This is a genomic window from Bacillus sp. S/N-304-OC-R1 (assembly GCF_019749375.1).
Classification (GTDB): Bacteria; Bacillota; Bacilli; order Bacillales; family Cytobacillaceae; genus Cytobacillus.
Window position 1 is genome coordinate 77,021 of sequence record NZ_JACWFE010000023.1, and the last position, 19,970, is coordinate 96,990.

A 19,970-nucleotide genomic window follows, 5' to 3' on the forward strand; every position below is an offset into this window, starting at 1 on the left:
CAGTTATTAAAAATTCACATCCACATCGCCATCTTTGGCCTTAATTATGAGATGATTGCTTGAATTCACATTATGGGCAGCCTTTTTCTCATACTCATTTTGGTTGACCGTTATATCTCCAAAATTACTTTCAATATTATAGTTTATTTCAGATTCTTTATTTAGCAGTTGAACCTCAATATCCCCAAAATTTGAATGAATCTCTGAGCTGCCTAAAAGTAAACCATGAAATTGAAGATCGCCATCATTACTTTTTATGGAAAGTCCTTCACTTGTAAAGTTTCGGAAAGTCATATCGCCAAACTGATTATTAATGAGGGTTGAATTTGCATCAATAGTATCTAAAATGACATCTCCATCCTTCGTATCAATAGATAGTTCCTTAGCTGATACATCATTTCCTGTAATATCGCCAAATTGAGAAACAATCGTGAGCTCATTCGTTTTAACCTTATTGAAAGTGATATCACCATCGTTTGAATCGATACTGATCTTTTCACTAGAGATTTCGTCCATATCAATATCGCCAAATTTATTATTTAGCGTTATGTTTTCGAATGGAACATCCTTTGGTACATAGATTCTGATAACCGTATGCGGAAGGCTTGTAAGTGTTAAATTAACGAAAAACTTTGCTTTATCCTTCTGCTCTACTTCTTCAATAGAAAGTTCATGATTATCAACCTTATGTTTAATTTCCATGTCCTTTGGCCGCTTGATTTGCAATTTATATTCATTAGAAGGGATAATTTCAATATCTATATCATTAAGATTTGTATCGATCTTTGTAAAAGCAGTTAAAGAAAACTCTTCAGAAATAGTATCCTCGGAACTTAGTACCTTAAAGCCATCCTTCGTATTTGTAATAGCAAACTTTGCACCTGAAGCGACGCCAATCGTTGCCAGAACGATTCCAATGACGATCATACAGCTTGCAATCATTGTCAGCATTTTTGCATGCTTCTTCAATTAGATCGCCTCCTTACGTCTTTTAATCATCTTGTCAAAAAGTTTTTTGATCCATTTTGCCAAAGCAGCACTCGTACTTTTCGTTACCGATACAAGCGGCGAGAATAGTAGAATGCCAATTCCTGAGACAATCAGACCGCTCCCAATAAAGAAAAGAGCTGTTGGCCAATGCTGAGCAAATACCGAAAGCCCGCCTATAATACTGACAATACCCGAAAGGCTTAAAGCCAGCACGAGTATAAAAAATGTTAGGATAAAGGATCCGCAAAGAATAACTAAAGAAAAAATTAAAGCAACCACTGCAATCAGTAATGGCAAAGCAATCGGCGAAGCAAGAATCGCAAGGATAATAAACCAAATCGCAGATATCCCCTTTTTGGTGGATTCATCGCCATTCTCTAAACCCTTTACTGCAAAATCAGCTAATATTTGAGAGGTCACATGAGATGGGGATCCTAATTTTTTTATCACAAGCTGAATATTTTCCTCTCCCGCTTCATCAAAATACTCATTGTAATAATCTAATGCGGCTTCTCTTTCATCCTCCGGCAGTTTTTTTAATTTCCGATTCAACGCCTTTAAATACGTCTCTTTATTCACTGTTCAATCCCCCTAGTAAAACCGTATCAATTTTTTGTTTATAAACCATCCAATCCTCTAATAACTCATTATATTTAGCCCGGCCGCTTTCTGTAATTCGATAATATCTCCGGTTTCTCCCCTGGAATGGCTGATCATAAGTCGTTAAATACTCAGCCTTCTGCAATCTGCGCAGTACCGGATAGAGCGTGGATTCTGAAATATCCATTACCTCCCGAACCTCCTGAGTTAGTGAATAGCCATATGCGTCTTCTTTAGCTAATATGGCAAGCACACAGGCATCAAGCAGCGCGGATCCAAGTTGGAATGACATAAATGCACCTCCAATTGTATATTATATTTTAGCCTATATTATACGGCATATAATATTAGTGTTAGCTATATTATATGGCGTATAATATAGTGTGTCAACAAACATTAAATTTTATCGGGATTGATATTAAGTTTGTTGGGAACAATGAACATGTAAAAATAGCTTAAAAGGATGAAAAAAATTGGATCTTGTTCTCATTGTTATCCTTCGAACTTTCGTTTCTTTCTTGATATTACTGATTGCCTCGGTATGGATTGGAAAACATATTAATTCACATATTAACCATTATAATTTTGCACTCTCTGTTACGATTGGTTCCTTTATTGCCAACATGGGGTTTGATACATATTTAAAGTTTATTCCAATGACAGCCGCCTTTCTTTCACTTATTGCTGTCTACTATTTCGTATTGGTCATTACTTCAAAGAATAGGCGATTAAGAAAGTGGCTATCAGGTCAACCGACCGTCATTATTGAAAATGGGAAAATTCTTGATCAAAATATGAAGAAAGTTAAATATAATTTAGATGATCTGAATCAGCAGCTACGTGAAAAGGAAATCTTTGATCTCAATGAAGTAGAATTTGCCGTTTTAGAAGTAAGCGGCAAAATGTCTGTTATGAAGAAAACAAGGTATCAAAATGCAATGAAACAAGATATAAACCCGATAATTCAAAATAAAACAGTAAACCTTCCAAGAGAGCTGATAATGGATGGAAAAGTAATTGGGAAAAACTTTACCACTCAATACACAGACGAATGGCTCCATCATGAAATAAAAAAAAGACATCTTCAAGTACAAGATATCCAATATGCAGTCATCTCCTCCAACGGAGCTCTCTTTATTGATTTATTTGACGATCATCTTGTTTCGCCTTCTGATATAGAGTAGCTGCAGAATGAAAAGGTATTTTTTCTAAGCATTAACAAAAAGGATTAAAAGCAGATGGAAACCAATAAGGAGAGCGTATATGGATATAAACTTGATATGGCAAACCATAGTCATTTTTGCATTAGGAACTTTCATTTTGCGAATTGGCGGAAGAAGATCCATTTCTCAAATGACCATTCCTCAAACTGTCATTATGATTGCAATTGGGACTTTGCTCATTCAGCCAGTAACAGGAAAAGGATTCTGGACAACCTTTGTCGTTGGGGGCATACTGGTTCTTTGCTTAATTTTCACAGAGTACATCCAATTAAAATTCGATGGAGCCGAGACAGCCATCTCAGGGAAAGCTGTCCTCGTTATTGAAAACGGCACAATAAATGAGAAAAACTTACAGAAGCTGAGACTGCCTGTTGATAAATTAGAGGCACGTCTTCGTCAAACCGGTATTACAGCAATCACTGATGTAGAGTTAGCTACCGTTGAATCAAGCGGAGAATTAGGATATGCATTGAAGAGAGAAAAACAGCCCGCCACAAAGGAAGATATTCAAATGCTAATACAATTGATTCAAACCGGGAATCTCTCAAGCAATATAGACAAATCCCCAAAACATAATATTTTTAATGAAATCATTAATACAGATGAGTCTCATCCGCCAGATTATTTACAATAAAAAGACAGTATCATACAAGAGCAAATCAAAAATGATTGGCTCTTGTTTCTTTTTATCATATACTTTCCCATCGAGAAAAAATAGATTATACTGAACTAACTACCTAATCAAAAGGAGGATTTTCCCATGACAGAAAATCAGCAGCCGGAAGCACCTAAAAAGAAAATTAGCTTGCAGGAAGCAATGAAGCAGCAGCTTGAAAAGAAAAAGAGCCAGGCAGCAGGAGCAGGTAAAGGAATAATGAATGGCGACCAAGCAACGAAAAAGCTAAAAAGCCAGCAAACAAAGAAAACGAGTAATACCCGCAGAAAAATGGGCGTCTAGGAGCCAACAAAACCTAAAAACAAGGAAAGAAGCATTCAAGGGGACCCTGAATGCTTTTCATTTTTACCTGCTTATTTCAATTAATTCAATGACCTCTTGGTTTGGCCCTTCAAAGAAAACAGTGGTCCAGCCATTGTCTAATTCCAGCGGTCCTTCTGAAGGAAGGTAACCATACTTCTCTAATTTTTCGATCCAGTCCCCCACACCCTTAACCTGCCATGAAAGATGAATAGAACTAAAACGTTGAAATTCTTCTTCCGGTTCGATTAATTCAATTCTAACGTCTCCCTTTTTGAGAAACATTATTTTTTCCCCTGGCAGTGTTAAACATTGTTCTGCTTTGAATTCAAAGATATCCTCATAGAATGAGATGGCTTCATCTATATTTTGTACTAAAATGCCTGCATGATGCCACTTCATTGTTTTTTTCCCATCGGCAGAATTATATTCATATCGCCGAACTCATGCCATAAATATCCGCTTGCTAATGCCTCATTGTATGCCTTCATTAATAGCGGTTCTTCGATAAAGGCTGTTAGCATATCTAAATGACTCGCTTCCGGCTCATGAAATCCTGTGATCAATCCATCAACTGATTTAAGCTTGTAACCTTTTCGAATATAAAGATTCGTAAACCCTGCCTTTGCTTCCACTATCCCTTCCTCATTAACAGCTGTTTCGAGTGCCCGAACAACAGTTGTTCCTACAGCTATAACGCGACCTCCATTCGTTCTTGTCCGGATAACTGCTTCTGCCGTTTCCTTAGGTATACAATACTCTTCTATATGATTACTTGGATTTGGCCAACGGTCATTTCCGTAGTAGCTTAATCCTGTATGAAGCTGAAGGAAAGCAATGTTCACACCCTTTTCTTTCAGCTTATTTAACAGCTTCCATGTAAAGGCTCTGCCGGCAGAAGGCATTTCAACAGATCCCGGAGCTGAAGCATACACAGTCTGGTACATCTCAATAGGCCAAGGTGTTACTATATATTCATAGTGAAGTGGCTCTCCATATTGATAGAATACTTCGTATAACTCAATACCACTCTTGGAAAAAGCAAGATTGACTAATGGCGCCTCCGCTCCTAATCCTGTTATTGTAGCTGTTAAACCTTCAGGCAATGTAATCTTTTCCCCAACTTTACATAGCCCTTCCGCAATTAGAGCTTCCCACTCATGATCGGATATTTTCCGAGATAATCTGATTTCAATCGTTTGCTTTCCCCGTTTCCCTTTTAATACCGCCGGGATAGTGCGGCTATTGTTTAAAACTAGCAAGTCTCCTGCTCGAAGAAAGGAATCGAGATCGTAAAAGAATTGATGGTGGCTCTCTCCGGTTATTGAATCTAGCGTCATTAAACGGACTCCGTCTCGCTGAATTCCTCTGAATTCAGCTGGAGCATTCGCATTTAAATCATCATGAACCTTGAAAGGACGTGCTGCAAGCATTATAATTCCTCCCTTAATTCCTGAAAAATAGACTGAGCCTCAAATCTTTTTCCGTTCACTTCCAATGATTCATTTAATGCAAGGTATACAAATACATTGGCTACTTCATGCGGGTCAGCAAGCTCGTAATCACAATCCGGCACTGCAATGGCATGCATCTCTGTATCCATTTCACCAGGGTCAACCATTGCGATGCTAACACCTGTATCCTGTAGTTCATCACCCCATGTTTGCGTTAAGCCTTCCACTGCAAATTTGGAAATCCCGTAGGCACCCCATTCCGCATATCCTGTTTTTCCTGCTTCTGACGTTACGTTAAGGATCCTCCCTGAATTTCTGATTAACATGCCGGGCAGTACACGCTTTGTGACAAGAAATGGGTTCATAACATTAGCAAAAAGCACTTCTTTAAATTCATGATCCGGATAATCAGCCAACAACGCCGGACCCGGTCCAAAAATGGAGGCGTTATTGATTAGAATATCTACTCCTCCAAAGGCTTCCTCGACGATCGATACGAACCGATTAATATCCTTAACATTCGTTGTATCTGCACTCACAGCAACAACCTCTGCACCTAGTTCTCTTACTTCCTGTTCTACTTTTCGAAGTCCTTCTTCGCCTCTCGCGCATAGAGCAAGACGAACTCCCTGTTTAGCAAATGCTAATGTCAATGCTCTTCCTAAACCTTTAGACGCTCCTGTTATCATTACAACTGTATTTTTGTTCATATGAATCTCTCGCTTTCTTTTTGTTATCTTGCTTTTATTTTAGAAAAAGAAAGCGCTGGCGGCATCGGAAGGTTGGATGAAGACTTTTACAGAAATGGATTGAGAGAAATCTACGACTTTTGGATGAGTCAAACAAAAACCCCCTTGGCAGACTTTTAAAAATCCACTCAAGGGGGCGTAACCTAACTTTTTACTAAGCTTTTCGTTTTGACAACTTCTAAATAATGCAGCTGATGTCCGTCTGTCTCAATCACTCTAAATGTGTATCCTTCTGCCTCGATTTCAGTTCCTACCTCTGGGTCCATGTTTTGTGTCAGGAACCAGCCGCCAATCGTATCCACATCTTCATGAGATAAATCGGTTCCTAATAATTGATTAACATCTTCAACAAGCAGCTTAGAGTCGAGTATATAATGACCTTCATTTAATTTTCTAATCTCTGGAACTTCATCTTCATCAAATTCATCTCGAATTTCGCCTACAATTTCTTCAATAATATCCTCAACTGTTACTAAGCCTGAAGTGCCTCCGTATTCGTCCATCAAAATAGCGATATGTGTCCGTTTCTGCTGCATTTTTACAAGTAAATCATGTACAGGGATTGTTTCAATGACGTGAATAACTGGATTAATGAACTCCTCCAATTTCAATTCCTCATAACTGATTTTCCCTTGTAAACTAGCTGTCAGAAACTCTTTAACATTCATAAATCCACGGATTGTATCCTTATCTCCATCAATAACAGGGTATCTTGTGTAATTTTCTGTCTGGATGATATGCATGATTTCCTTAAAAGAATCGTTAATAGAAATTGTAACAATTTCTGTTCGAGGCACCATAATTTCCTTTGCGATTCTTTCATCGAATTCAAAAATATTATTCATATACTTTAATTCATTCTTATTAATCTCACCGCTTTTATAGCTTTCGGACAAAAGAATGCGAAGCTCTTCCTCGGAATGTGCCATTTCATGCTCCGAAGCGGGCTTCAAACCAAATAAGCCAGCAAGAAAACGGGATGAACCATTTAAAAACCAAATGAATGGATACATGACTTTGTAAAACCAAATAATAGGCACAGCAGTAGCCAATGTTATGGCTTCTGCTTTTTGTATCGCTACAGTTTTGGGAGCAAGTTCACCAATGACAACATGCAGAAATGTTACAAGAGTAAACGCAAACCCGAATGATAATATATGGCTAAGTGATCCATTTAATTGAAAATACGCAAATATTGGGTGCAATAGCCTTTCAATTGTCGGTTCACCAAGCCACCCTAATCCTAATGCAGTCACCGTGATCCCTAACTGGCAGGCTGATAAATATTCATCTAAATGAGAAACGACTTTTTTAGCTGCTGCTGCTCCTTTTCGGCCTTCTGCTATAAGCTGATCAATTCTAGAGACTCGAATTTTCACTATCGCAAATTCTGTTGCTACGAAAAAAGCTGTTATGGCAATTAAAAGAGCAATTAATAATAGATTTAAAGTAATCAATGAGTAGTCTTACATTGAAGTAAGACGTACACCTCCCAAGGTTGTATAAACTTCTTTTCTAGATTGATTTTCCTGTTAATAAGTAATTATATCTATCCATTATTCATTCGCCAATCATTTTGCATAGTTCCACGAAAGGATGGAAGAAAGAAGGCTAGCTCAAAATATCCTTCAGCTAGCCTAAATTTCAATTATTTAATTTAACAATACGTACAAAATTTAAAACGAGAACCTTAACAATGGAATAAGCCGGTATTACAAATATAATCCCAATGATACCCATAAGATTTCCAGCTGATAAAATCAATACAATGATCGTTAATGGATGAATGTTTAACGTTTTTCCCATAATATTAGGCGAAACGATATTCCCTTCTATTTGCTGAGCGACAAACATGACAATAGCTACATAGAGGGCCATGATTGGATCTTGAAATAAAGCGACAAAGAATGCAGGAACAACTGCAATATAAGGTCCTAGGAACGGAATGACGTTTGTGAACATTCCAAATACCGCTAATACAAGAGAATAATTTAAGCCAATAATTAAATAACCTATGTATAACAGCACCCCAACTATAACACTGACAAGAATTTGCCCTTGAATATAAGTAGATATGGTTTTGTCAATTTCATGTAAGATTTTCTTAACATGTTCTTTTTTGGATTGCGAAAAGAAGGAAACGACATTCGGTGCAAGTCGATGACCATCTTTAAGCATGTAAAATAAGATAAAAGGAACAAGTACAAGGTAGAATAGCGTATTTATAAAACCGCCAATAATCCCAAATACCCCAAAAATTCCATTTGCGATATTTCCTGCATTGGAATGAATTCGGGATTCTAATTCTGCATTAGCCTTTATCAATGCATCTTGAACAAAGTTTGGAAAGGTCGTCCAATTCTCCTGCACATATTTAATCGCATCCGTTGTCGCTGAAGCCATTGCAGGCAGATTAGCGACAAAGTGTTCTAACTGATCATTAATAACCGGTCCCACTAATTTTATGACTCCGAAAACAAATAAAACGATGGCAGCGTAAGCAGCTAAAATCGCCAGCCATCTTGGCGCTTTTTTATTTTCCAGCCAAGCTACTAAAGGGCGGCATATGTAATATAATATGCCTGCTACAACAAAAGGCAAAAATATCGTTTTAATTACGATAAGAAATGGAGTTAATAGAAACTGATTTTTACTTAATAGAAATACAATCAGTAAAAATAAGATAATGGCCATCATATATCTAAACCATTTTTTATCAAACATCGTCATACATTCTCACTTCCTACAGTTGGACAATTTTTTCTCTCTCTTGAATATTATAATTTATTTATAGAAATTCCAAGAATAAGCCACAACAAAAAAGAGCCCACAGGCTCTAACTGTAACTGCTTATAAGCTTCTCTCCATGATTGAAGATACTTCCTGAAAGCCAAGATTTCGATAGAGCTGCTTAGCGCGGTTTCCATTAAATACGTTTAACTGCACTCTTCTATACCGTTCATACTTCAATTGCTTTAAGGCAGCATGGCATAATTTTTCTCCTATTCCCTGCCCTCTGTACTGCGGTAATACATAGAGTTCTGTAATAAATCCAACCATTTCATCTGTATAATAATCGAAATTCTTCCCTATCCCAATCCAGCCATAAATGACATTGTTATTCGTATAAATAAGATAGTAACCGCCATCCATTAAAAATTGAGAAACGATCTGATGTGCTTTTCCTGGAGTCGCATCAACATATCCAACAGTAGCTTCCTTCGTAACTTCGAGTGAATGACTTAATATTTTTTGCGTCTCATACTCAGTCGCTTTTCTGATTATCATGCTTTCTGCTCCTCTATGATTAAACTAGACACTTAAATACGCGATACCCTAATATCTCTTTGTACGTCGTTGAATAGTGAAAATGCCTTTCTAAAATTTCATAAAACGGTTCATCGATATATTCCGAAATAGAAAAGTCTGTGGCATCATCTAAATTTTGTATTTCTCGATCTAGTTCAAACCTTTTCACGCTTATCTCTTTAAAGCCAGCGGTTCTAAAAAGCTGATACCATTCGTCCTCCGTCATCATATTGGAAAATCCATAAAACTCTTTTATTGAATTTAATTTTTCTTCAGAAGCCGATTGATCGAGTACCATTTCAATCGCTAATAATTTCCCGTTTGGCTTTAACACTCTTTTAAATTCTGATAGTGATAATAAAATATTTGTAAAAGCTATAACTGATTCTGAAAGTACGATATCAAAGGTTTCGTCATCGAAAGGTAAATTCTCTGTACTTCCCTGCTTAAGCGTAACCGGAAGCTGCAGATCAGTAAATCTTTTACTTGCCTTTTCTAGCATGATTTGACTGAAATCTAAAGCAGTGATATCACACTGGTATTGTTTGGCCATGTAAGCAGAAGTTTGACCAGTTCCACACCCGGCATCAAGAATTTTCGTTGTTTCATCAATCTTTTCTTCTGATAATATGTTTTTCGTTAAATGAAGTCCCCCAGGATGAGCACCGCCAACACCAAATAACGCTAAACAATCGAGATAGGTATGTTCCAAACCTACTCCCTCCCTAATTTTTTTAAAAAGCAAATTCCCTTCCCATTTAAATAATCTGAATAATTATCTTACTTAATTAATGACACCGGAACTTGGCATCTAATAATTGCATATCGTATTTACATAACGATGTAAGGGAAGGGTATCCGAGATGAGCATAATAAGCACTGATAAATGGCTAATAAAATCATATGACCGGCCGATAGAAATGTGCAAAAAGCTAGAAGATTACTTTGAAGGTGCTTCCGCATCTGAAATATATGAGTATTTATCAATGAGTGGGATGTATCATCCATTAGAGAACGGAAAAAAAGTGATACAAACTTTAAAACAAAATCGAGTGTGGGAAGTAGTCGAAGAGGAAAAACGAAAACTGCAGAAAGAGTGGGACGGACCGAACATTCCTATATTCATTTTTCCATCCCATACAGCCGACCCGGAATTTAATCGGGTATTTAACGGGAAGGCAGGTTTAGCCTATCATGACAAATTATTTTTATTTATCGCTGGCCATAATAGTGAAAAGGAAATTAAATCATTATTTACACATGAATACAACCATGTTTGCCGATTATCTAAATTTCAAAAACATGAGGATAATTATGTTTTATTAGATACGATTATTTTGGAAGGAATAGCGGAAAATGCAGTTAGAGAAAGATTTGGGGAAGATTTTATTTCAAAATGGACAAATAATTATTCAGATGAGGAACTCGAAAACTTATGGAAAACCTTCGTGCTTCCAAATAGGAATATTCAAAAAAACCATCCAAAACACGAGCAGCTTTTATATGGAATAGGAAATTACCCAGAATTGCTAGGGTACTGTGTAGGATATTACTTAGTGAAGCAATTTTTAGTAGAAAAAAACCTGACTACTAAAGATCTAATGCCGATGGAACCTGCTAAAATTGCTCGCATTCACAACTAAGTCTTAAAGTTAAAGGCCGAAATAACTTCCTATTTCGGCCTTTAAAAAATATTAGGTTTAAACATTGGTTATTCTCGATTACCTGACCAAAACCAGTCCCATGGCCCCCTTCTATTTGGTTCATTTATGTCTTGGTTTTGATTCTCCCTATGCTCATGCTCATGCTCATGACCATGCTCATGCCCATGCCCATGATGTCTATCTTGATTTATAATTTGTACATTATCGGCATAAATGACTAAATCCTTTACCCTAATTTTTTTCTTTCGTTCCTCCACTGTAGTCCTCCCTTTCTTTATAACTGTGCTATATCGTATTCATTCAAATCTAAATTGTATAGGCGTTTAAGAAAGTTTCCCTAAAATAAATACCTAGCTTTTTAGAGTGCCATTTCTTCAGATTACTTAGACTTCCATGTTTGTCCTAGTAGATTTGTCCTTTATGTTTATCCGACAGTTACATATGATGTCATATACTCTTAAGAATGGAGGGATAAACAATGTCAGTTGGATATTATCATTCAATGTGCCACAGGCATATAGGAAGAGCAGTTGAAATCAGAACTCATGATGGAAGAATTCACAGGGGGATTATTCACCGTGTTCACGGAGGCAGGGTGTATCTTCAACCACTTGGCCGCAGAAGAAACTTAGGCGGATTTCGCTGGGGCTGGGGCTGGGGGTTCGGGGCTGGAATTGCTTTAGGTGCCATTGCTGCATTCGCTGTACTGCCTTTCTTCTGGTGGTAAAAGCAATACAAGCCCATCCAGTTTTTTGAAAAATAAGGGACAGAAACTTGTTTAAAATTGGACTTAACGCCCTCTCATAAAGTTTTTTTCTAACATACTTTATAAGTAGCTTACTGAAAGGGGGGAGATTTATGTCTAATGCTACAGGTTGTGGCAGCGGTTTTGCTCTAATCGTTGTGTTGTTTATCCTGCTCATTATTGTCGGATCTGCTTTTATCGGCGGTGGTTATGGAGGCTACGGCGGCGGATATGGTGGTTACGGTGGTTATGGCGGTTGGTGGTAAGATTAGATGGTAATTCGAAAATGATCTAAAAGATTACTTTACTCCCCTAAATTCGTGGTTCTCTATTAGGGGAGTAAACCTAATCATTTTTTAAACAACTACATACCTTTGTTATTCCTCAGTGTATTTACTTTCATTCGAAAACATATAAAGCCCAAAGGTTTTTCTAATGGATAAAATGATTCCCATAATTATCATATTAGAGAACAGGGAGCTTCCCCCTGATGTTAAGAAAGGAAGTGAAATCCCCTTAACAGGCATAATGCCAATAACCATTCCAATGTTTTGGAATATTTGGGCTGTTAGACTAAAGGCAACTCCAGCGCATATATAGCTTCCAAATGGGGTATCTGATGAATGCCCAATAATCACAACTTTGTAAATGAGCAGAAAGAACATAGTCACTACGATGGAGGCTAAAACAAATCCCCCCTCCTCTGCAATCGTTGCAAAGATAAAGTCCGTATGTTTTTCCGGTATATACACATTTCCCTGCAGCAGCCCCTTCCCAAACATTTCTCCACTTCCGACAGCTAAAATAGAACGATCAGCTTGGTATGACTGATCACTGTTTCCACCAGGATCTAGCCATCCGATAATACGCTCCTGCTGATGTGGCTTAAGCAACGGGATTAACTGCTTATAAATGACATCAGTTTGATAGACATACAAATAGACGAGTATTCCTAAAACTAAGAGAACCGAAACAATAAAAAAAGTAATGATTCTTTTTTTTATTCCTGACAGAAACAGCATGCTTCCGATCGCAATGAAATATAAGAAAACCATCCCTGTATCCGGCTGCTGATAGACAAATAAGGAAGGTGGAATGGTCACTAACATTAGCTTTCCTATTAGCAGTAAATCGGACTTCGTTGTTCGATCCTCATTTTGAGAATTATGTTTGGAAATTAGCTTAGCACTAACAATGATCAAAGCAATTTTAAAAAATTCAGACGGCTGTAAAGAACCTATGAAAGGAATAATAAACCATCTCTTTGCACCTAAAATAGGATAAGCTATGGATTCAGGTGAAAATCGCAATATGACAATCGACATAAATAACGCAATATACAATGGCCAAGCCATCTTCTCAATTTGATCAACATCGAGCTTGGCAACTAAGATTAGCAGAGTAAATCCTATCAAATAATTAATCACTTGTTTCATAGCAAAATTTTGAGATCCATACTGACCTGTTTGTTGGCTGCTATATATAAAAATGATACTTAATACAGAAAATAAAATAATAATTAATAGGATTGTACCGTCTAATCGTCTATACCAATTTGTTTCTTCATTCATTTTTTCCACCGCTATTTGTTTTATTTACCGAATCTTAACCGTCTTGCTACGTTGACGCGGTTTATTTTTTGGGACTAAAGGAATTTTGTTATAAATATCAATAACGGTCCGGGGGATCGGCTCCAGCATCGGTGAAAGTTTATACACCACTATACTCGTTAAGATTCCGACAACAATACTTCCAAGTACATCAAATGGATAATGATGCCCTACATATATACGGGATATGCCCGTTAGAGCCGCAAATATAACTATGAAAATACCAAGTTTTCGATGGCGTAGCAGGATGGCAATGGCCAATGCGAAGGCACCTGTTGTGTGGTCACTTGGAAAAGAAGCATCCGCTGCATGAGGAATCAGCATATGAACATGATGCGTGACAAACGGACGCGGTTCAAAATAAATGTGACCAATGATAAAATTGATTAACAATCCGAGTGCTCCTGTAAGAGCAGCATAGATAACTGTATATTTAAATTTGTCATTTCCTAAAACCCACATGACAAACAATACGAAAGCAAAGATAAGCAGTGCCTTTTCGGTTACAAAAACCATCATCGGGTCTAGTAGCGGATGATGCCCTGCTAAGTTATTAATAGCTTGAAAGATTTCATAATTCATGTTAAATCCTCATCTCTTTATGTGTTTATTCTACTAGGAAGTTGAATTATCCCGCTATTTTTAATGCGTCCCCATTTATTAAACCTTCCTCATCCCCCCTTGTAACACAAGCTTTACCGCGATGGCATCATCTAAATAACCAATAGGAAGAAGATAATCAGGAATCACATCGACTGGCAGAATGAAATACAGCAGTGCACTTCCAAGCATGGCTAAATGCTGCGGTGCCACTTTCATAAACCGGAATTTGTCATACATCTCCTGCAATTGACTAATAAATGGTCCCACACTGCCTAACCTCTTTACCTTTTCCTCGAACCCATTCAGAATGGTTTCTTTCCCTTCTGCTGTCTGTGAAAATTGCTGATACGTTTCTAATTGGTTTTCAACACTCTCTATCGAGAATTTTTCATTTAATATATTTGTAGATTCGAGAATACTTTGAATGCTCTCAGCCGACAAATGAATATCATCTGAATACGCTTTTTCCTGTGATTGTTCCTGAAGATATCCTGCTGCTGAAAACAACGTAGTACTCGAAACTTTAAGGCATTTGGCGAATTTTTGCAGATGCTCTGGAGTTGCTTTCCGTTTACCGTTAATAATTCGTGAAATTGTTGCTGTATCAATATCCGTTAGCTCACTAAGCTTTCTCATGGACAAGGCTCTATTTTTCAATAGGTTTTTCAGAACCGAACCAATACTAGTATTATTCTCACCTTCAAACATACTCCACTTTCCTCTCATTTATAAATATCCTACGTACAAAATTGAACTAGCTATGAAGTAAATCGAGTATTATCATATAATCATTATTTATGCACTATAAACCGACATTGACATTATGTCAATTTCATTTCAACCATTCTTGCAAAACCTGCATTATAGATTTAGAAGAAGACAGTCGCCGCAATAATAACTAGAATGATTCCGCTTATAATTGTGCCAAATTGGCCTAAAGAATAAGAGCCAATGCGAACTGCAGACAGCTTGTATCCTAACTTTACGCCTATCAGAATACTGAAAAAACTTCCTATTGCAGCCGTTAAAGAAATCGCCTGCGGTGATAAACGGAGTAACCCTGCACCCAAACTATTAGTAAGAGCATTTGAAGATAAAGCAATACCAAGAAAGGCTGCTTCCCCCCAGCCGATTTTTTTTAATCGGTCTAAGTCTGCTAGTTTTTCAGTATCTATTGTTTTCTGTGTGCCTGCATATGATTTTTCAAGCCCCTCATTGTCAGTAACTTTCACTTTTTTCCGTGGCGCTGCTAATAGAATAATTCTTATGCCAATAATTAAAAGTAAAAAAGCACCGATAAAAATGGGATATTCACCTGGAATCGTCTTCGAAATCCATAGTCCAAATGTAATTCCCGCTAGGCTCATGACATAACAAATGGCTGCTATCAATAGGTTAGCAGTTATACCAATTTGTATTTTTCGCACACCATATGAAATGCCAATTCCTAAATTATCTATACTAGAAGAAGCTGCGAATGCCAAAATGATTAGCCAATACAATGTATATCACCTCTAATTTTTTTACATTGTATTAGACAGATGGATAAATATTGTTTGTCTACCTCAAAAACATTGACAATAAATCAACAACATTAATAATAACAAAAATTTTTCCATCCAGAAACAAAAAAGGGGGCTGACACGAATAAAACCCCAGCCTCCCAAATGTCCTAGCAATTGAAAAGATTAACAGAAGCATTTAAATATGCAAAATAATCTTAGCCATCGTAAAATACAAAATTAATCCTGTGCCATCAACTAAGGTTGTAATAAAAGGGCCGGAAACAATGGCTGGATCTACTTTTAATTTATGCAGGATCATTGGCAAAACGGCCGCTACCATCGATGCCCAAATGACAATGAAAACAGCTGATATAGCCACAACAGCTCCGATATTCCAATTGACGCCCAGGAAGAAGGCGCGAACTAATGCAACGGCTCCCATCGTACAGCCCAGAAAGATCCCCGTAGAAACTTCCTTTCTAAAGACCTTAAACATATCTTTAAATTCAACTTCCCCTACTGCTAAAGCACGGACTAACGTTGTGACTGTTTGAGAGCCTGTATTTCCGCCTGTTCCAATAAGCAAAGGGACAAAGAAAGATAGAGCAATTTGCTTCGAAAGGGTGTCTTCATAATGGCGAAGCACCGTGCCTGTGTAAGCTTCTGCCAAAAACAAGATTAACAGCCAGCCAATTCTCTTTCTGAAAAGGGTCCAAATGGAGTTTTTGAAATACGGCTCCAATAAAGGCTGGCTCCCGCCAAGCTTCTGGAAATCTTCTGTTGCTTCTTTATGAATGACATCAATTAAATCGTCAACAGTCAGGATTCCAATCATTCTTAAATCATGCGTAACAACCGGTATGGCGACAAGATCATAGTTTGATAAGACAGAAGCAGCTTCCTGCTGATGCATATCAACGGGCACAGATATTGGCTCTCCCTGAATAATCTCTTCAAGTTTCGTACCTGATTTAGCAAGAATGATTTCCTTAAGAGAAACAACACCTACGAGATTTCCATGAACGCCTAAAACATAAATATAGGAGACAATTTCAGCGTGTTCACCTACTCTTCGAACATGCTCAAGAGTATGGTCCACTGTCCAATTTATACGTGCCGCAATATAATCAACTGTCGCTAATCTTCCCGCCGTATTTGGTTCATAGCTTATAAGCGTATTAATTTTTATACGATAATCATCTGGCAAATAGTTTAAAAGCTTTTTAGCTTGATGAGGATGAACAGCTAAAAGCAAATTAACAATCGTGTCACTCGACATCTCATTTAATATTTCTGAGGCAAACTCGTCTTCCAATCGATGTAGAATTTTATATTGTAGCTCTGGTTCTAAATATTCTAGAGTCTCTGCCCCTAATGAACGTTGAACAAAGGAAAACAGTAATAATTGTTCATTTTGATCTAATTCATCCATTACTTCAGCAATATCAAAAGGCTGATATTGCGATAAAAAATCCATTATTTCGGATTGGCTATGTTGATTAAGGAGTGATCTTAATTCCTTTTCAATGATTTTTTCCATTTCACTCCCTCCAATCTTAAGAAGATAAACATGCTTTTATCATTAAGAAAAAAGATTACACGCTTTAGTATTCTCTACCTTCAGGCAAGTATTTCAGTTTTTTGTGTCTATAGCGTCAATATTTCTTTGTTCTTTCTTTTCGATAGCTCGATTAGCATGATAAGAAAGATTTACTAAGATTCCAGAAGATATCAGCATGATGATTAACGAGGAACCACCATAACTGATAAATGGAAGCGGAACTCCTGTTATCGGGAGAAGGCCGCTGACTGCTCCTAAATTAAATATGGCTTGTATCATGATTTGGAATGTTAGACCGATTGCCAGTAATTTAGGAAATGATTCAGTGGACCTCTGGGCAATGCGCATCCCTCGATACATGATAAATAGGTAAGAACCGATTACGAATAACAAGCCTATTACACCAAGCTCTTCAACAATAATTGACATAATAAAATCAGTATGTGCCTCTGGAAGATAACCGAGTTTTTGAATGCTGTTTCCCAGCCCGCGTCCCCATAGCCCACCAGAAGATAAAGCAAAATAGGAGTTAACTAATTGATAGCCATTCCCATCAGGATCTCCAAATGGATTAAGATAAGAAAGAAGTCTTTCTAACCGATAAGAAGCTGTCATGGCCAAAGTAGCAATTCCACATAAAGCCACAACGCCTAGGAAAATTATATGAATCTTCCGCGGCCCTGAACAAGAAAGGATGAATCCGCAAGGGATAAGGATTGCGGTAGCAGTCCCTAAATCCGGCTGTTTTAAGATCAGCGTAAAAACAATCCCTAAAATAAACAGCGGAGGCATAACACCCTTCCAAAAATGATGAATGTACTCCTGCTTTTTCGCATAAATATAGGCAAAATAAACAATCATCGCGAGCTTGACCGCCTCAGTTGGCTGAATGATGAATGAGCCTATTTTCAGCCATCTTTGCGAATAATTTCGTTCCACCCCTATTCCTGGAATCAAAACAGCGATCAAAAGGAATATTGAGATAACAACAAAAATCGGGCTTAGCTTTCCATAGATACGATACGGAAGTATAGCAGTGATGACAAAAAATACTAAACCTATTCCCAAAGATTGCATTTGTTTGATAAGGAAGAATCGAGGGGGATGATGTTCTAGCATGGCTAGAGGATAACTTGCACTAAAAACCATCGTTAGTCCAAATAAACAAAGTAAGACAATGGCAAGCACCAATAAATAATCATACTTTTTCAAACGGCTCAAAGCCATCTTTATCACCTTTTCTTTAAGAAAAACGCAAGGCGCCCATTTATCGGCGACAAGCACAAGTCGAGCTGACCGAAAGATTGTTCTTAAATCTTTTGGATAAATTGACTTGTGACCTCAAACCGATGGCGCCAAAAGCTGGACATTTCTCAAACTCTAATAATTAATTTTTAAAATAAAAGCCTTTATTTCTCATCAAGGAGAGAATAAAGGCTTCATTATATCACGCTATTTAGCGTTTAGATCTCACCTTAATGAATTTCCCATTATCGCAGTTTCATATTAAGATGATGTTGTCATTTTGTCAACACAATTGCATATTTTTTCAGCATTTTATCAATATAATCAAGGAAGCACAATTTAATAACTAGTAAGTTCATCCTGATCTTCCAACTGATCCTTTTCCAACTTTTTCTTGCGATTAAAGACAATCTTAGATAAGAAAATACTGATTTCAAATAAGAGAATAAGCGGGATAGCCACTGAAATATGCGAAATAAATTCAGGCGGTGAAATCATAGAAGCAATGATTACCAAGATAAAATAAGCATACTTTCTGATTTTGACAATTTTAAAAGGATTTAAGAATCCTAATGTTGTTAAAAACATTGAAACAAGCGGTAATTCAAAGGCGATACCAAAAGGCAAAGTCATGTAAATTAAAAAATTGATATATTTATCAGCTGTAAAAGTAGTCGTCATTAAATCTTTTCCGAGACTAAGAAGAAATGTCATGATGTTAGGAAAAATAAAGAAATAGCCAAATGCTAATCCGCCAAGAAAAAGTAAAAACATAGGTGGGATATACATTAAGGCAATTTTTCGTTCGAAAGGTTTTAAACCTGGTTTAACAAATAGCCATAATTGCCATGCGGTAACAGGAATCGTACCAGCTACTGCTATCACCGATGCGATATGGAAGTAAATCCACATAATATCACTCGGCCCTAAGACAATCAGTTTGTAATCCAGATTCCCCATGAAAAAGAGAAAAATATCCTTCACAAATACGAATCCGATAATAAGAAATACAAAAAAAGCCACTGCCGAAATAATGATTCTTTTCCTTAATTCTTCAAGATGATCAACTACATTTAATTCCTGGCCATTCAAAATATCACACCTTCCTATTTATGATTGAATCTTAAGTTGTTGGAATCCAGAAATAAGCATTTATTTTTACTTTAAAATTATATAACAACATTGAGCTGATAACCACATCACAATTTTTCTGAACATTATTATCAAAACTCATGATTAGGTAATATATATTTTAACTTCCAATAGGTATAAGTATATATTTTCAATTAAATCCATTTACTTACAATTATTTTTATACTATTATTAAACTTAAAAATTACTAATAATAGGAAAAAGAAAGGTCATTTTAAAGTTAAGTAAATCATATATAAATTAAGCGGAATTTATTTCTATAGGAGTAGAAAGATGCTGAATAAAGTAAAAGAATTACAGCTTTTTAATCGTATGAATAAAATCCTTAAAAAACATTCAATTGAAGTTATACATAATATTCCCGGTAGAATCCGGCTTCGGTCCGTTTTCTGGAAAAGCAATACTGAATTAGTAAATAAATTAATCAAGCACTTTGAAAATGATCCTGCCATTTACTCCATTAGTTACACTGCGGAAACTGGAAGTTTACTAATAACCTATGATAGTAGTCCGATTGATCATATGAAGCAGTTAGAGGCATGGATGGAACAAATTGAGTGGCTTTCACAAAAAGTTAGATAGTA

The 19,970-nt window shown here is 36.8% G+C and carries 24 protein-coding genes and 1 pseudogene; 7 read left to right on the top strand and 18 right to left on the bottom strand.

Going from position 1 to position 19,970, the window contains the following annotated elements:
• Positions 1 to 6: 6 nt before the first annotated feature.
• The 3 genes from H0173_RS17860 to H0173_RS17870 are packed head-to-tail and all read right to left on the bottom strand — an operon-like array spanning position 7 to position 1,882.
• On the bottom strand, positions 7 to 969 hold the full coding sequence (locus H0173_RS17860) for a DUF4097 family beta strand repeat-containing protein (protein WP_221847890.1): 963 nt from the start codon (positions 967 to 969) through the stop codon (positions 7 to 9).
• Positions 970 to 1,569, bottom strand: a complete 600-nt coding sequence (locus H0173_RS17865; protein WP_221847892.1) for a DUF1700 domain-containing protein — start codon at positions 1,567 to 1,569, stop codon at positions 970 to 972.
• The gene (locus H0173_RS17870; protein WP_221847894.1) at positions 1,562 to 1,882 is read right to left on the bottom strand and encodes a PadR family transcriptional regulator; all 321 of its coding nucleotides are present in this window, start codon (positions 1,880 to 1,882) and stop codon (positions 1,562 to 1,564) included. The genes H0173_RS17865 and H0173_RS17870 overlap by 8 nt, the downstream gene beginning before the upstream one ends.
• Before the next feature lie 181 nt (positions 1,883 to 2,063).
• Between H0173_RS17870 and H0173_RS17875 the strand changes: the two genes are divergently transcribed.
• The 3 genes from H0173_RS17875 (at position 2,064) to H0173_RS17885 (ending at position 3,771) form a co-directional block, all read left to right on the top strand.
• On the top strand, positions 2,064 to 2,774 hold the full coding sequence (locus H0173_RS17875; RefSeq protein WP_221847896.1) for a DUF421 domain-containing protein: 711 nt from the start codon (positions 2,064 to 2,066) through the stop codon (positions 2,772 to 2,774).
• Between the two features lie 79 nt (positions 2,775 to 2,853).
• Positions 2,854 to 3,447: a DUF421 domain-containing protein gene (locus H0173_RS17880; protein ID WP_221847898.1), complete on the top strand. Its 594-nt coding sequence runs from the start codon at positions 2,854 to 2,856 to the stop codon at positions 3,445 to 3,447.
• A 126-nt stretch (positions 3,448 to 3,573) separates the two neighbouring features.
• Complete coding sequence (locus H0173_RS17885; RefSeq protein WP_221847900.1) at positions 3,574 to 3,771, top strand: hypothetical protein; 198 nt, start codon at positions 3,574 to 3,576, stop codon at positions 3,769 to 3,771.
• A 63-nt stretch (positions 3,772 to 3,834) separates the two neighbouring features.
• On the opposite strand, the gene H0173_RS17890 is transcribed toward H0173_RS17885, so the two are convergent.
• From H0173_RS17890 to H0173_RS17920, 7 genes are all read right to left on the bottom strand, one after another.
• The gene (locus H0173_RS17890) at positions 3,835 to 4,191 is read right to left on the bottom strand and encodes a VOC family protein (protein ID WP_221847902.1); all 357 of its coding nucleotides are present in this window, start codon (positions 4,189 to 4,191) and stop codon (positions 3,835 to 3,837) included.
• Positions 4,188 to 5,222: an S-adenosylmethionine:tRNA ribosyltransferase-isomerase gene (locus H0173_RS17895; RefSeq protein ID WP_221847904.1), complete on the bottom strand. Its 1,035-nt coding sequence runs from the start codon at positions 5,220 to 5,222 to the stop codon at positions 4,188 to 4,190. The genes H0173_RS17890 and H0173_RS17895 overlap by 4 nt, the downstream gene beginning before the upstream one ends.
• A complete protein-coding gene (locus H0173_RS17900) occupies positions 5,222 to 5,953 on the bottom strand; it encodes an SDR family NAD(P)-dependent oxidoreductase (protein WP_221847906.1) in 732 nt (243 codons plus the stop codon). The genes H0173_RS17895 and H0173_RS17900 overlap by 1 nt, the downstream gene beginning before the upstream one ends.
• Before the next feature lie 182 nt (positions 5,954 to 6,135).
• The gene (locus tag H0173_RS17905) at positions 6,136 to 7,449 is read right to left on the bottom strand and encodes a hemolysin family protein (RefSeq protein WP_221847908.1); all 1,314 of its coding nucleotides are present in this window, start codon (positions 7,447 to 7,449) and stop codon (positions 6,136 to 6,138) included.
• 187 nt (positions 7,450 to 7,636) lie between these two features.
• Positions 7,637 to 8,722: an AI-2E family transporter gene (locus tag H0173_RS17910; protein WP_221847909.1), complete on the bottom strand. Its 1,086-nt coding sequence runs from the start codon at positions 8,720 to 8,722 to the stop codon at positions 7,637 to 7,639.
• Positions 8,723 to 8,842: 120 nt separating this feature from the next.
• Positions 8,843 to 9,280 carry a GNAT family N-acetyltransferase gene (locus H0173_RS17915; protein WP_221847912.1) on the bottom strand — a complete coding sequence of 146 codons (438 nt, stop codon included), beginning with the start codon at positions 9,278 to 9,280 and terminating at the stop codon, positions 8,843 to 8,845.
• Positions 9,281 to 9,299: 19 nt separating this feature from the next.
• Complete coding sequence (locus H0173_RS17920) at positions 9,300 to 10,013, bottom strand: class I SAM-dependent methyltransferase (RefSeq protein WP_221847914.1); 714 nt, start codon at positions 10,011 to 10,013, stop codon at positions 9,300 to 9,302.
• A 151-nt stretch (positions 10,014 to 10,164) separates the two neighbouring features.
• On the opposite strand from H0173_RS17920, the gene H0173_RS17925 reads away from it, so the two are divergent.
• Positions 10,165 to 10,944 (top strand): DUF2268 domain-containing putative Zn-dependent protease, encoded by a 780-nt coding sequence (locus H0173_RS17925; protein ID WP_221847916.1) that lies wholly within the window; start codon positions 10,165 to 10,167, stop codon positions 10,942 to 10,944.
• Positions 10,945 to 11,012: 68 nt separating this feature from the next.
• Here H0173_RS17925 and H0173_RS17930 read toward each other — a convergent pair whose 3' ends face one another.
• Positions 11,013 to 11,222: a hypothetical protein gene (locus H0173_RS17930; RefSeq protein WP_221847918.1), complete on the bottom strand. Its 210-nt coding sequence runs from the start codon at positions 11,220 to 11,222 to the stop codon at positions 11,013 to 11,015.
• Between the two features lie 221 nt (positions 11,223 to 11,443).
• Between H0173_RS17930 and H0173_RS17935 the strand changes: the two genes are divergently transcribed.
• Entirely contained in the window at positions 11,444 to 11,692 is a 249-nt protein-coding gene (locus H0173_RS17935) for a hypothetical protein (protein WP_221847920.1), read from the top strand.
• A 131-nt stretch (positions 11,693 to 11,823) separates the two neighbouring features.
• Positions 11,824 to 11,919 (top strand): annotated as a pseudogene (locus H0173_RS22430) (YjcZ family sporulation protein); the annotation flags it as partial.
• A gap of 168 nt (positions 11,920 to 12,087) precedes the next feature.
• Here the strand turns inward: H0173_RS22430 and H0173_RS17945 are convergent.
• From H0173_RS17945 to tatC, 7 genes are all read right to left on the bottom strand, one after another.
• Complete coding sequence (locus tag H0173_RS17945) at positions 12,088 to 13,281, bottom strand: FtsW/RodA/SpoVE family cell cycle protein (protein ID WP_221847925.1); 1,194 nt, start codon at positions 13,279 to 13,281, stop codon at positions 12,088 to 12,090.
• Between the two features lie 24 nt (positions 13,282 to 13,305).
• Positions 13,306 to 13,902 carry an undecaprenyl-diphosphatase gene (locus H0173_RS17950; RefSeq protein WP_221847926.1) on the bottom strand — a complete coding sequence of 199 codons (597 nt, stop codon included), beginning with the start codon at positions 13,900 to 13,902 and terminating at the stop codon, positions 13,306 to 13,308.
• Between the two features lie 78 nt (positions 13,903 to 13,980).
• On the bottom strand, positions 13,981 to 14,631 hold the full coding sequence (locus H0173_RS17955) for a DUF1232 domain-containing protein (RefSeq protein WP_396021268.1): 651 nt from the start codon (positions 14,629 to 14,631) through the stop codon (positions 13,981 to 13,983).
• 161 nt (positions 14,632 to 14,792) lie between these two features.
• Complete coding sequence (ytaF, locus tag H0173_RS17960) at positions 14,793 to 15,425, bottom strand: sporulation membrane protein YtaF (RefSeq protein WP_221847930.1); 633 nt, start codon at positions 15,423 to 15,425, stop codon at positions 14,793 to 14,795.
• A 199-nt stretch (positions 15,426 to 15,624) separates the two neighbouring features.
• Positions 15,625 to 16,956 (bottom strand): magnesium transporter, encoded by a 1,332-nt coding sequence (mgtE, locus tag H0173_RS17965; protein WP_396021269.1) that lies wholly within the window; start codon positions 16,954 to 16,956, stop codon positions 15,625 to 15,627.
• 105 nt (positions 16,957 to 17,061) lie between these two features.
• Positions 17,062 to 18,216, bottom strand: a complete 1,155-nt coding sequence (gene ftsW, locus H0173_RS17970; protein WP_221847934.1) for a putative lipid II flippase FtsW — start codon at positions 18,214 to 18,216, stop codon at positions 17,062 to 17,064.
• A gap of 357 nt (positions 18,217 to 18,573) precedes the next feature.
• Complete coding sequence (tatC, locus tag H0173_RS17975) at positions 18,574 to 19,326, bottom strand: twin-arginine translocase subunit TatC (protein WP_221847936.1); 753 nt, start codon at positions 19,324 to 19,326, stop codon at positions 18,574 to 18,576.
• A gap of 333 nt (positions 19,327 to 19,659) precedes the next feature.
• Between tatC and H0173_RS17980 the strand changes: the two genes are divergently transcribed.
• Positions 19,660 to 19,968, top strand: a complete 309-nt coding sequence (locus H0173_RS17980) for an HMA2 domain-containing protein (protein WP_221847937.1) — start codon at positions 19,660 to 19,662, stop codon at positions 19,966 to 19,968.
• Positions 19,969 to 19,970: the final 2 nt, after the last annotated feature.